This is a genomic window from Salmonella sp. 741265055_HSA (assembly GCF_046569525.1).
In the GTDB taxonomy this organism is placed as follows: Bacteria; Pseudomonadota; Gammaproteobacteria; order Enterobacterales; family Enterobacteriaceae; genus Salmonella; species Salmonella enterica.
In genome coordinates, this window is record NZ_JBKFSQ010000027.1 from 24,650 (window position 1) to 37,165 (window position 12,516).

At 49.7% G+C, this 12,516-nt stretch carries 15 protein-coding genes; 10 read left to right on the top strand and 5 right to left on the bottom strand.

Features of this window, described 5'->3' with window-relative positions; all coding sequences use genetic code 11:
- Positions 1-61: 61 nt before the first annotated feature.
- Both rph and pyrE read left to right on the top strand, forming a co-directional pair.
- Positions 62-778 (top strand): ribonuclease PH, encoded by a 717-nt coding sequence (gene rph, locus ACLD4K_RS15320; RefSeq protein WP_001247078.1) that lies wholly within the window; start codon positions 62-64, stop codon positions 776-778.
- A gap of 78 nt (positions 779-856) precedes the next feature.
- A complete protein-coding gene (gene pyrE / locus ACLD4K_RS15325; protein WP_000806167.1) occupies positions 857-1,498 on the top strand; it encodes an orotate phosphoribosyltransferase in 642 nt (213 codons plus the stop codon).
- A 77-nt stretch (positions 1,499-1,575) separates the two neighbouring features.
- Here pyrE and slmA read toward each other — a convergent pair whose 3' ends face one another.
- The 3 genes from slmA to coaBC form a co-directional block, all read right to left on the bottom strand.
- Positions 1,576-2,172: a nucleoid occlusion factor SlmA gene (gene slmA, locus ACLD4K_RS15330; protein WP_000818607.1), complete on the bottom strand. Its 597-nt coding sequence runs from the start codon at positions 2,170-2,172 to the stop codon at positions 1,576-1,578.
- Between the two features lie 107 nt (positions 2,173-2,279).
- Complete coding sequence (gene dut / locus ACLD4K_RS15335) at positions 2,280-2,738, bottom strand: dUTP diphosphatase (RefSeq protein ID WP_000976078.1); 459 nt, start codon at positions 2,736-2,738, stop codon at positions 2,280-2,282.
- Entirely contained in the window at positions 2,716-3,936 is a 1,221-nt protein-coding gene (coaBC, locus tag ACLD4K_RS15340) for a bifunctional phosphopantothenoylcysteine decarboxylase/phosphopantothenate--cysteine ligase CoaBC (RefSeq protein WP_411012115.1), read from the bottom strand. Before coaBC ends, dut begins: the two co-directional genes overlap by 23 nt.
- A gap of 175 nt (positions 3,937-4,111) precedes the next feature.
- Here coaBC and radC point away from each other — a divergent pair, with 175 nt between their 5' ends.
- The 4 genes from radC to mutM all read left to right on the top strand — a co-directional run bounded on the left by radC (position 4,112) and on the right by mutM (position 6,326).
- On the top strand, positions 4,112-4,777 hold the full coding sequence (radC, locus tag ACLD4K_RS15345) for a RadC family protein (protein WP_000380129.1): 666 nt from the start codon (positions 4,112-4,114) through the stop codon (positions 4,775-4,777).
- Positions 4,778-4,994: 217 nt separating this feature from the next.
- On the top strand, positions 4,995-5,231 hold the full coding sequence (gene rpmB, locus ACLD4K_RS15350; protein WP_001519051.1) for a 50S ribosomal protein L28: 237 nt from the start codon (positions 4,995-4,997) through the stop codon (positions 5,229-5,231).
- A 20-nt stretch (positions 5,232-5,251) separates the two neighbouring features.
- Positions 5,252-5,419, top strand: a complete 168-nt coding sequence (gene rpmG, locus ACLD4K_RS15355; RefSeq protein ID WP_001051798.1) for a 50S ribosomal protein L33 — start codon at positions 5,252-5,254, stop codon at positions 5,417-5,419.
- A gap of 97 nt (positions 5,420-5,516) precedes the next feature.
- Positions 5,517-6,326 carry a bifunctional DNA-formamidopyrimidine glycosylase/DNA-(apurinic or apyrimidinic site) lyase gene (gene mutM, locus ACLD4K_RS15360; protein ID WP_001114515.1) on the top strand — a complete coding sequence of 270 codons (810 nt, stop codon included), beginning with the start codon at positions 5,517-5,519 and terminating at the stop codon, positions 6,324-6,326.
- 23 nt (positions 6,327-6,349) lie between these two features.
- On the opposite strand, the gene coaD is transcribed toward mutM, so the two are convergent.
- Positions 6,350-6,829 (bottom strand): pantetheine-phosphate adenylyltransferase, encoded by a 480-nt coding sequence (gene coaD, locus ACLD4K_RS15365; RefSeq protein ID WP_001171887.1) that lies wholly within the window; start codon positions 6,827-6,829, stop codon positions 6,350-6,352.
- 8 nt (positions 6,830-6,837) lie between these two features.
- A complete protein-coding gene (gene waaA, locus ACLD4K_RS15370) occupies positions 6,838-8,115 on the bottom strand; it encodes a lipid IV(A) 3-deoxy-D-manno-octulosonic acid transferase (protein ID WP_000891580.1) in 1,278 nt (425 codons plus the stop codon).
- Positions 8,116-8,523: 408 nt separating this feature from the next.
- Here waaA and rfaQ point away from each other — a divergent pair, with 408 nt between their 5' ends.
- From rfaQ to ACLD4K_RS15390, 4 genes are read left to right on the top strand one after another with little or no spacing between them, the layout of a single operon-like run.
- Positions 8,524-9,594 carry a lipopolysaccharide core heptosyltransferase RfaQ gene (gene rfaQ / locus ACLD4K_RS15375; RefSeq protein ID WP_411012100.1) on the top strand — a complete coding sequence of 357 codons (1,071 nt, stop codon included), beginning with the start codon at positions 8,524-8,526 and terminating at the stop codon, positions 9,592-9,594.
- On the top strand, positions 9,591-10,715 hold the full coding sequence (locus ACLD4K_RS15380) for a glycosyltransferase family 4 protein (protein WP_411012101.1): 1,125 nt from the start codon (positions 9,591-9,593) through the stop codon (positions 10,713-10,715). Before rfaQ ends, ACLD4K_RS15380 begins: the two co-directional genes overlap by 4 nt.
- Entirely contained in the window at positions 10,708-11,505 is a 798-nt protein-coding gene (gene rfaP, locus ACLD4K_RS15385) for a lipopolysaccharide core heptose(I) kinase RfaP (RefSeq protein WP_411012102.1), read from the top strand. Before ACLD4K_RS15380 ends, rfaP begins: the two co-directional genes overlap by 8 nt.
- A 54-nt stretch (positions 11,506-11,559) precedes the next feature.
- Positions 11,560-12,483: a glycosyltransferase family 52 gene (locus ACLD4K_RS15390; protein ID WP_411012103.1), complete on the top strand. Its 924-nt coding sequence runs from the start codon at positions 11,560-11,562 to the stop codon at positions 12,481-12,483.
- Positions 12,484-12,516 lie beyond the last annotated feature (33 nt).

Genomic DNA, 12,516 nt, shown 5'->3' on the forward strand with positions numbered 1-12,516 from the left:
AATAACCATCGGAAGTCCGTATAATGCGCAGCCACATTCGTTTTAAGCCGGAGATCTCAATATGCGTCCAGCAGGCCGTAGCGCTAATCAGGTGCGTCCCGTAACCCTGACCCGTAACTATACAAAACACGCTGAAGGCTCGGTACTGGTCGAATTTGGAGATACCAAAGTGTTGTGCACCGCCTCCATTGAAGAAGGCGTCCCACGTTTTCTGAAAGGGCAAGGCCAGGGGTGGATCACCGCAGAGTATGGCATGTTGCCTCGCGCTACCCATACCCGTAACGCGCGTGAAGCAGCAAAGGGTAAGCAGGGCGGTCGTACTATGGAAATTCAGCGTTTGATCGCGCGTGCGCTGCGTGCGGCGGTCGATCTGAAAACGCTCGGCGAATTTACCATTACGCTGGACTGCGATGTAATCCAGGCCGATGGCGGTACGCGTACAGCGTCTATTACCGGTGCCTGCGTGGCGTTGGCGGATGCGCTGAATAAATTGGTTGCCAACGGTAAGCTGAAAACCAACCCGATGAAAGGCATGGTGGCGGCGGTTTCCGTAGGCATCGTTAACGGCGAAGCGATCTGCGATCTGGAATATGTTGAAGATTCCGCCGCAGAAACCGACATGAACGTCGTGATGACTGAAGACGGCCGCATTATTGAAGTACAGGGTACCGCGGAAGGCGAGCCGTTCAGCCATGAAGAACTTCTCACTTTGTTGGCGCTGGCCCGAGGGGGAATTGAATCCATTGTGGCGACGCAGAAGGCGGCGTTAGAAAATTGATTTTAAGGCGACTGAAAAGTCGCCTTTTTTTTGTCCGTAAATTTCGTAAATGATGAAAGTAAGAAAAGGAGCGAATCCATGAAACCGTATCAGCGCCAGTTTATTGAGTTTGCGCTTAACAAACAGGTACTAAAGTTTGGCGAGTTTACGCTGAAATCCGGGCGCAAAAGCCCCTATTTCTTCAACGCCGGGCTGTTTAATACCGGGCGCGACCTGGCGTTGTTAGGCCGTTTTTATGCCGAAGCGCTGGTGGATTCCGGTATTGAATTTGATCTGCTGTTTGGCCCCGCATACAAAGGTATTCCGATCGCGACGACGACGGCGGTTGCGCTGGCGGAACATCACGATAAAGACCTGCCGTACTGCTTTAACCGCAAAGAGGCAAAAGATCATGGCGAAGGCGGGAGTCTGGTGGGCAGCGCGCTACAGGGTCGCGTGATGCTGGTGGATGACGTGATTACCGCAGGTACAGCGATTCGCGAGTCGATGGAGATTATTCAGGCGCACGGGGCTACGCTGGCTGGCGTACTGATTTCGCTGGATCGTCAGGAACGTGGCCGCGGCGAGATTTCCGCGATTCAGGAAGTGGAGCGCGACTATGGCTGTAAGGTTATCTCCATCATTACGCTGAAAGACCTGATTGCCTATCTGGAAGAAAAACCTGATATGGCTGAGCATCTGGCGGCTGTGCGAGCATACCGGGAAGAATTTGGCGTATAAGCGAATTGCCCGGTGGCGCTTTACCGGGCCTATGTTTCTGTCGCCTGGATAAGGCGTGAGCCACTATCCAGTCAGCGTTACTGTAGCTGAGCGGCAATGAGCGGCCAGCGGGCATCGAAATCGTCCGTTGGGCGGTATTTAAATTCGCTACGCACGAACCGTGAAAGCATACCTTCACAGAAGGCTAACAGTTGGCTTGCCAGCAGATTTTCATCCGTCGTGTAGCCTTCGCCTTCACGCATTCTTTTTTCTCGTAGCACCTGGCGGAGCTGCGCTTCGATGCGTTCAAAAAGCTGATTAATGCGCCCCTGCAGGCGATCCTGTTCAAACATCAGCGCGTGCCCGGTAAGAATGCGCGTCAGGCCAGGGTTGCGTTCGCCAAAACCCAGAATCAGCAACACAATCAGGCGCAAACGTGTGCTGGTGTTTTTTTCATCTTTTAAAATCAGATTGATACGGGTAATCAGACTATCTTCGATAAACTCAATCAGGCTATCGAACATGCGGGTCTTGCTGGGAAAATGGCGGTATAGCGCCGCTTCGGAAACGCCGACCGAGGCCGCCAGTTTTGCCGTCGTGATGCGTTGGCTTCCATCGCTGGATTCAAGCATCAGCGCCAGTGACTGAAGTATTTCTTCGCGACGATTCCTTTTCGCAGTTTGTTTTTCTGCCATGTTACAAAATACCCCTGAAAATAAGCACTTGCCAGGCGAGCACCCACGCTATAACCGCAAACTCAGCGCTTGCGGCAGTATTATGACGTTATGGGGATGCGTAAAATTTACTTACGGCCAGAATGACCGAAGCCGCCCTCGCCACGTTCGGTGGCGTCAAATGCTTCCACCAGATTAAATTCGGCCTGAACGACCGGAACAAACACCATTTGCGCGATACGTTCGCCCGGTTCAATGGTAAAACTGTCCTGACCACGGTTCCAGATCGAAACCATCAGTTGCCCCTGATAATCGGAATCAATCAGCCCGACCAGGTTGCCCAGCACGATACCATGTTTATGGCCCAGGCCCGAACGCGGCAACATGACTGCCGCCAGTGATGGATCGGCGATATGAATGGCCAGTCCGGTAGGCACCAACGTCGTTGCGCCAGGCGCCAGTTCTACGGCGTCGTCGAGACAGGCGCGCAGGTCAAGCCCGGCAGAACCAGAAGTAGCATAAGTCGGCAGCGGAAACTGCTGACCAACACGCGGGTCCAGAATCTTAACGTCGATTTTTTTCATCATAACGGGTCACGATCTCGTCGAGTAATAATTGGCCCAGGAGTTCTTTCCGCTCAAGCGGTAAGACTTTATCTCCATCCTGCCAGAAAAGGTGTAAAGCGTTTTTATCGCTATTAAATCCCTGATTTGAAAGAGAAACATCATTTGCACAAATCAGGTCAAGGTTCTTACGGATACGTTTTTGTCGGGCGTATTCTTCCACATTATTCGTTTCCGCGGCAAACCCAACAACGTAGGGTCGATTGTCACTGAGTGCGGCCACCCCGGCGACAATGTCCGGGTTTTTGACCATTTTTATTAGTAATTCATCACCTTGCGCCGCCTGTTTTTTGATTTTTTCACTGGCGATAGTCTCTGCGCGATAGTCAGCCACGGCGGCGCAGCTAATGAAAATATGCTGCTGTTGAACGGCGGCCTGAACAGCGGCTTCCATGTCCAGCGCGGTTATGACATCAACCCGTTTGACAAAAGGCGGCGTCGGTAACGAAACGGGACCGGAGACCAGCGTAACATTTGCGCCGCGATGCGTTGCGGCTGCCGCAATAGCGAAGCCCATTTTACCGGAACTGTGGTTGGAAATATAACGCACCGGGTCGAGCGGTTCGCGCGTCGGGCCTGCCGTAATCATGATATTAAGATGTTGCAGATCGTTGACGGCAGCGAAATGCGCGGCGGCCTTATCAACGATAACCAATGGGTCCAGCATTCGGCCTGGGCCTACATCGCCGCACGCCTGACTGCCGCTATCCGGCCCCCAAATGAACAGGCCGCGAGAGGCGAGCACCTCCAGATTATGTTGCGTGGCGGCAGCGCGGTACATCTGTTGGTTCATGGCCGGAAGAACGGCCACCGGGGCTGGCGTCGCCAGGCAGATGGTGGAGACTAAATCATTAGCCATACCCGATGCTACACGGGCGATCAGATCGGCGGTCGCGGGGGCAAGAATCACCAGGTCGGCCCATTTCCCCAACTCGATATGCCCCATCGCGGCTTCGGCGGCAGGGTCAAGCAGACTGTCGGATACGGGATAACCCGACACTGCCTGTAAGCTCAGGGGGGTAATAAAGGCTTTTGCCGCCTCGGTCATTGCCACGCGCACGTCAGCGCCGCGCTCACGTAAACGGCGCACCAGCTCCGGCGTTTTATACGCAGCGATACCGCCGCTAACGCCGAGAACAATTTTTTTACCGGCCAGGCTCATCATGTCTTTCCTGTTGGGTGACTTTGAAAGGCGGCTATTTTATCACAATCTCTACGGCGTCGTGTCTTTGCCTGCGCTCCACTTTGCGAGGCGCTACGCAAGAACAAAATCGGGGCGTCGATCTCTCCCAAAGGCTGTGCCACTATGCCGCTTCCTTAAAAAAGGAGGTGCGCGTATGGATACGTTGGACGAATTATTGCCGCGTGAAAAAATGCTCAGATCCGGCATTGCTTCCCTCAGCGACGTGGAGTTGCTGGCGCTTTTTTTACGTACCGGCACGCCGGGAAAAGATGTTATGACGTTGGCAAAAGAGATATTGCAGCACTTTGGGTCGCTGTATGGCCTGCTGTCGGCGGACTTTGCGCAGTTTCGTGGCGTAAACGGCATCGGCCTGGCGAAATTCGCGCAGTTGAAAGGCATTGCTGAGCTGGCAAGGCGCTATTACAGCGTGCGCATGAATGAGGAAAGTGCGTTGCTGAGTCCGGAAATGACGCGGGAATTTCTGCAAAGCCAACTGACGGGCGAAGAGCGTGAGATCTTTCTGGTGATCTTCCTCGATGCCCAGCACCGGGTGCTTCAGCACAGCCGCCTGTTTTCCGGCACGCTTAACCACGTAGAGGTGCATCCGCGTGAGATTGTTCGGGAAGCGATTAAACTCAATGCTTCAGCGGTCATTCTGGCGCATAACCACCCTTCAGGCTGCGCAGAGCCAAGTAAAGCAGATAAACTTATCACTGAGCGCGTGATAAAGTGTTGCCAGTTTATGGATATCCGGGTGCTCGATCACCTGATAATTGGGCGCGGAGAGTACGTTTCTTTTGCCGAACGCGGCTGGATTTAAGATTCTTTGCGCGATCCATCGGGATCTTTGTCTGTTCGGGACTTGAGCATATCGCCGGGTCAGCGTATACTACGCCACCTTTGAGAATCTCGGGTTTGGCATTTGGGCCTGGCAATCGAGAGTTCAATAGAACTGCGCGATGACCAGGCTGTAAAGCCTGACGAGGCGCCGATACCCCATACGAAGCTCGAGCTAATTTGATTTTTGGAGAATAGACATGTCCCGAGTCTGCCAAGTTACTGGCAAGCGTCCGGTGACCGGTAACAACCGTTCCCACGCACTGAACGCGACTAAACGCCGTTTCCTGCCTAACCTGCACTCTCACCGTTTCTGGGTTGAGAGCGAGAAGCGTTTTGTCACCCTGCGTGTATCTGCTAAAGGTATGCGTATCATCGATAAAAAAGGCATCGAAACAGTTCTGTCTGAACTGCGTGCCCGTGGCGAAAAGTACTAAGTACTAAGAGGAAATAAATCATGGCTAAAGGTATTCGTGAGAAAATCAAGCTGGTTTCTTCTGCTGGTACTGGTCACTTTTATACCACTACGAAGAACAAACGTACTAAACCGGAAAAACTGGAACTGAAAAAATTCGATCCAGTTGTCCGTCAGCACGTGATCTACAAAGAAGCGAAAATCAAATAATTCTCGCTTTGATGTAACAAAAACCTCGCTTCGGCGGGGTTTTTTGTTTTCTGGCCGTCCCCATATTAATGAGACCAGCCACACAGCCGGAGACGTTATGCCTGAATTACCCGAAGTTGAAACCAGCCGCCGGGGTATTGAACCCCATTTAGTTGGCGCTACTATCCTGCACGCCCATATCCGTAACGGCCGTCTGCGCTGGCCGGTTTCAGATGAAATTTATCGTCTGAGTGATACTCCCGTCCTTAGCGTTCAGCGTCGTGCTAAATATTTACTGCTGGAGCTGCCTGACGGCTGGATAATTATTCACCTGGGGATGTCGGGAAGCCTGCGGATATTGTCGGAAGCGCTGCCGGCGGAAAAGCACGACCATGTCGATTTGGTGATGAGCAATGGCAAAATTCTACGTTATACCGATCCTCGCCGCTTTGGCGCCTGGTTATGGACCAAAGAGCTGGAAGGGCATAACGTACTGGCGCATCTGGGACCGGAGCCGCTAAGCGATGAGTTTAATGGCGAATATTTGCAGCAGAAATGCGCGAAGAAGAAGACGGCGATTAAACCATGGCTGATGGATAACAAGCTGGTGGTCGGTGTGGGGAATATCTACGCCAGCGAGTCGCTGTTTGCCGCTGGTATTCACCCTGACCGCCTGGCGTCGTCACTCTCGACAGAGGAGTGCGACCTGCTGGCGCGGGTGATTAAAGCCGTTTTGCTGCGCTCTATTGAACAAGGCGGGACAACGCTGAAGGATTTTCTGCAAAGCGATGGGAAACCGGGCTATTTTGCGCAGGAGTTGCAGGTGTACGGGCGCAAAGGTGAGCCGTGTCGGGTATGCGGTACGCCGATAGTCGCAACGAAACACGCACAGCGTGCGACGTTCTATTGCCGTCACTGTCAGAAGTAAAACGCCAGGCCCGGCAAGGAAACTTATTTCAACTTATCCATTAGCGCCTGATGCACATTGTCCGGCAGAAAGTGGGTCACATCGCCCTGATGGCGTGCCACTTCTTTGACCAGCGACGATGAAATAAACGACCACTCTTTGGACGGCATCAGGAAAACGCTTTCCAGTTGCGGCATCAGATGGCGATTCATATGCGCCAACTGCATTTCATATTCAAAATCCGCCACCGCGCGCAGACCACGAATCAGGATATTCGCCTGTCTGTCGCGGGCGAAATTGGCCATCAGGTCGCTAAAGCCCACCACCTCTACGTTACCCAGGTGTGCGGTCGCTTTTTGCGCCAGCGCCACACGCTCCTCCAGGGTGAACATGGGTTTCTTGCCGGGGCTGGCGGCGATGGCCAGAATGACATGGTCGAACATCTGCGTTGCGCGCGTCACAATATCGAGATGACCGTTAGTAATCGGATCAAACGTGCCTGGATAAATCGCCCGTTTTTGCATGACAGTCCTCAATGCGTTTTCGGTGGCAGATAAGGTTCCAGCAGTTGCAGCAGACGCTGGAGCGCGCCCTGATTTTGATACAGCACTTCAACTGCGTGACGTCCGTAGAAATTACGATAATCAGCGTCGGTCAGTAAAGAGGAAACTTCTTTTGCCAGCGTAGCCGCATCGGTAATCGTGATAAGTCCGCTCGCCTGATCCAGACGGGCGCAAATATCTTTAAAGTTAAAGGTATGCGGACCCATCAGTACCGGAATCGCATGAGCGGCGGCCTCCAGCGGGTTGTGACCGCCGCGTTCAACCAGCGAACCACCAACAAAGGCGAGATCGGCAATGCCATAGAGCAACATTAATTCGCCCATGGTATCGCCTACCACGACCTGGGTGCTGGCGGACGGCACTTCGCCCGAAGAGCGAGTGATGTAGCTTAACCCTGCCTGACGCACAAGATTGATAGCATCCGGGAAACGCTCCGGATGGCGGGGCACCAGAATCAGTAATAAATTCGGGAATTGATGTAATAACGCCTGGTGAGCGGCGATAACGATACTCTCTTCGCCATCGTGGGTGCTGGTGGCAATCCAGACCGGACGGTGCGGCGCCCACTGGCGGCGTAGCGTAACGGCTTTAGCCGCCAACTGCGGCGTAACTGAAATATCAAATTTCAGACTGCCGGTGACCGTGACCTGATTGTTCTTCGCGCCCAATGCCACAAAGCGTTCGCCATCTTCTTCGTTTTGCGCGGCAATCAGGGTGATACGGCGCAGGAGCGTACGGACAAACTTGCCAAGCTTCGCATAACCCGCGGCGGAGCGGGCGGAAAGCCGTGCATTAGCGATAACCAGCGGAATATGACGTTTGTGCAGCGCAGCAATCAGATTTGGCCAGAGCTCAGTCTCCATGATCAATACCAGCTTAGGATCAATCTCATTGAGGAAACGATTGAGCGCATCGGGCAAATCATAAGGCAAGTAAACGTGCTGAACATCGTTGCCAAAGGCGGACTGGACGCGCTCCGAGCCGGTCGGCGTCATGGTCGTTACGGTAATAGGCAGATCGGGATAGCGATGACGTAGAGCGCGGACCAATGGGATGGCCGCCAGAGTTTCGCCCACCGAGACGGAATGCAGCATGATTCCGCCCGGTTTCAACGGACGGCGGTAGAATCCGTAGCGTTCACCCCAACGTTTACGATAGGCCGGCGCTTTACGTCCACGCACCCAAAGCCGTATCCAGATCAGAGGCTGAATAAGGTAGAGAAGAGCGGTGTAAAGCAATTCGAGCATAGTAAATAGCTGACTTATGGATGTGCTGGGGATTCTATGTATTTAGCCTGGGCTTTACCATTACTTTTCCCATTTTTGCGCCAAATTGGCTCAGAAGCGAGGATTCCAGGCGCTGAACCCCATTATTTTTGCATTTTTACGCAATCCATTGAAATTTGCCGCCCTTGTCGCCCCGGACAATGGGAATGACCATTCACAAGAGAGGGATAAATTAATATCTCTTTGAATTTATGATTAAAAAAATGATTGTGTATAAAAATTATTCGTATCGGATTGCTGCGAAAGAAGTGTTACACTAGCGCATCTAAAATGAGTGCGGTATTAGCCATCGGGTTGCTGTGAAGCCTGGGGCGGTAGCGTGCTTTTTTCTGCTTATTTATCCGGACAATTTCAACCAAAGAGTCGCTTGTGGAAAAGCCATTTCGAAGAATTCTGATTATAAAAATGCGTTTTCATGGAGACATGTTACTTACCACTCCTGTCATCAGCACGCTGAAGCAGAATTATCCCGATGCAAAAATCGATGTGCTTCTTTACCAGAACACCATACCGATATTGTCGGAAAATCCGGAGATTAATGCACTCTACGGCATCAGTAACAAAGGCGCAGGAACAAAAGAGAAGATCAAAAACGCGCTATCGCTAATCAAAAAATTGCGTGCTAACTCGTATGATCTGGTCGTCAATCTCACCGATCAGTGGAGCGTGGCGCTTATTGTGCGTTTTTTAAACGCAAAAATAAAAATCTCGCAGGATTTCGGTAATCGCCAGTCTGCTTTATGGAAAAAGAGCTTTACGCATTTAGTACCTTATGCGGGAGAACATGCTGTTGAGCGCACATTATCCGCGCTAAAGCCGTTAGCGCTAAAACAGTATGTCACGGAAACCACCATGAGCTATCGCCCGGAACATTGGGAAAACATGCGACAACAGCTCAAACAACTTGGTGTGATCCGACAATATGTTGTTATTCAGCCTACGGCACGGCAGCTATTTAAGTGCTGGGATAATGATAAATTCTCTCAGGTTATTGATGCCGTGCAGCACCGCGGTTATCAGGTTGTACTGACGTCAGGCCCGGCCGCAGACGAGATGGCCTGTGTGGATGCTATTGCACGCGGCTGTGAGACAAAACCGGTTACTGGTCTGGCGGGTAAAACTCGCTTTCCTGAATTGGGCGCGTTGATTGACCATGCGGCTCTCTTTATCGGCGTTGATTCGGCCCCTGGTCATATTGCCGCAGCAGTCAAAACGCCGGTCATTTGCCTTTTCGGCGCGACGGATCATGTGTTCTGGCGTCCCTGGACCGACGACATCATTCAGTTTTGGGCAGGCAATTATCAGCCGATGCCTGAACGGCATGAGCTTGATCGTAATAAAAAATACCTTTCTGTGATTCCGGCTGAAGATGTTATCGCCGCGACGGAAAAAATGCTGCCGCATGAGGCACGCCCCATAGATTTGGACAGCCTGCTATGAGAGTTGCCTTTTGCTTATATAAATATTTTCCTTTTGGCGGCCTACAGCGTGATTTTATGCGCATTGCCCAAACCGTGGCGGCGCGAGGGCATCAGGTTCGTGTTTATACTCAGTCATGGGAAGGGGAATGCCCGGATAACTTTGAATTAATCTGCGTGCCGGTTAAATCCCGGACGAACCACGGTCGTAACGCAGAATATTATGCCTGGGTGCAACACCATTTACGCGACCACCCTGTCGATCGGGTGGTTGGATTCAATAAGATGCCTGGCCTTGATGTGTATTATGCCGCAGACGTGTGTTATGCCGAAAAAGTCGCACAGGAAAAAGGTTTTTTCTATCGCCTGACATCACGCTATCGGCATTATGCTGCTTTTGAACGCGCCACGTTTGAACACGGCAAGTCGACGCAACTATTAATGCTGACGAATAAGCAGATTGCTGACTTCCAAAAACATTATCAGACTGAAGCGGAGCGTTTCCATATTCTTCCTCCGGGGATTTACCCGGACAGAAAATATAGCCAACAGATCCCAAACAGTCGTCAAATTTATCGTCAGAAAAATGGTATCTCAGAACAGCAAAAATTACTGTTGCAAGTAGGGTCTGACTTTACCCGTAAAGGTGTGGATCGCTCTATTGAAGCGCTGGCATCGTTACCCGAATCTTTACGGCAAAATACGGTGCTCTATGTTGTCGGGCAGGATAAGCCGAAGAAGTTTGCAGCGCTGGCTGAAAGAAGCGGCGTTGGCACGAATGTGCATTTTTTCTCCGGACGTAATGATATCGCGGAGTTAATGGCGGCAGCCGACCTTTTACTGCATCCAGCCTATCAGGAAGCTGCTGGTATTGTTTTGCTGGAAGCCATTACTGCTGGTTTGCCGGTGTTGACAACTGCGGTGTGCGGTTATGCTCATTATATTGTGGATGCAAACTGTGGCGAAGCGATGACTGAACCATTCCGTCAGGATGCGCTAAATGAGGTTTTACTCAAAGCGCTGACACAGCCTTCCTTACGCAGCGCCTGGGCTGAAAATGCGCGGTATTATGCTGATACTCAGGATTTATACAGTTTACCGGAGAAGGCCGCAGATATTATTACAGGTGATTTAGATGGTTGAGCTGAAAGCGCCGTTAACTACACTATGGCGCGGTAAAGATGCTTTTGAGGAAGTGAAAACGTTACAGGGCGAAGTGTTCAGAGAGCTGGAGACGCGTCGAACATTGCGGTTTGAGCTGGACGGCAAAAGCTACTTCCTGAAGTGGCATAAAGGCACTTCGCTGAAAGAAATTGTGAAGAACCTGATTTCGTTACGTATGCCTGTTCTGGGCGCTGACAGAGAATGGCACGCCATTCATCGTCTATATGAGCTGGGCGTTGATACGATGCACGGCGTTGGTTTTGGTGAAAAAGGCGTAAACCCGCTAACCAGAACATCATTTATTATCACCGAAGATTTAACGCCTACCATTAGCCTTGAAGACTACTGTGCTGACTGGGCTGTTAATCCACCGGACGCGCAGGTGAAGTGGATGATCATTAAGCGTGTTGCGACTATGGTACGTAAAATGCACGCCGGGGGAATTAACCATCGCGACTGTTATATTTGCCACTTTCTTCTGCATTTACCTTTCACTGGTCGCGAAGAGGATTTCAAAATCTCCGTAATCGACCTGCATCGCGCGCAGATACGTCAGCACGTTCCCCTTCGCTGGCGTGACAAAGATTTAATTGGGCTTTATTTTTCTTCAATGAATATTGGTCTGACTCAGCGAGATATATTCCGGTTTATGCGTGAGTATTTCTCTCTCCCCCTGCGAGAGATTTTACAAAAAGAGTCGGGGTTGATTCATCAGGCGGATGTTAAAGCTGCTCGAATTAAAGAAAGAACAATAAGAAAAAATCTTTAATATAAAAGTTATATTTTAAAATAGCTTAGAGGCTATATGTTTCTATTCATATGCATGACTAATTTGCAATTATTGATTGCACGGTCAATTATAGAAAAAGAGCAGTTGAGAAAAGTTGATGTTTTATTTATTGGCGATGTAGATAACGTAAAAAATCAGTACTATTTAAAAAAAATTCAGCCGTTATGTCGGCACTCAGACATTGTTCCGCAGGTAGCAAAATTTTCGACATTTAAAACGATTCAAAGAACACGGTATGCTAAAAAAATCATGGGAAAGTATGCCAGAGAATATCATACCGTTTTCTTCGCGAATTTTCACGTCCCGCTTGTACACCATATTTTATCGTGTATCTCTTTTTCTGAAATAAAAACCTTTGATGACGGTACAAATAATATTAATCGAAAAAGTATAATGTACAAAGATAAGTATATAAGCGCTGCATCGAAATTTATAAGAAAAACGATGGGGCGAAAATACCATAAAGAGGAGGTATTACAGTTAGACAAAAAACATTATACATTATTCCCTGATAGAGCTAACATCATTAAAAACACAGAAGAAATTATATTAGTGCATTATACAACTACTCCCGATGAAAATAGGGGGCTAAAAAAAATATTATTAGGGACTGTATATGTTGATGCATTAAAAAATAAAGAAGATGAGAATCTTTTTCTTCAACAACTTCAGATTTTTATTAAGAAAGAAGACATCGATATATATATACCTCACCCTCGATATGATTCTCATGAATTCGATGGTGTATTAAATATTAAATCTGAAATGATAGCTGAGGATATTATTTTAGAATATCTTGAGCAAGGGCTGGCATTAAAGTTATATGGCTTTAATAGTACAGCGCAGTATAATTTAAATAATATTTCAGCGATTGAAAGTTATAAAATAATGAGCCCCTTATTAACCGATGCTTTTAATTATGGGCTGGAGCTTGATTTTAATCATATCTTAGTATAAATATAGTGTTGATTGGTTTTATTCTTACAAAAT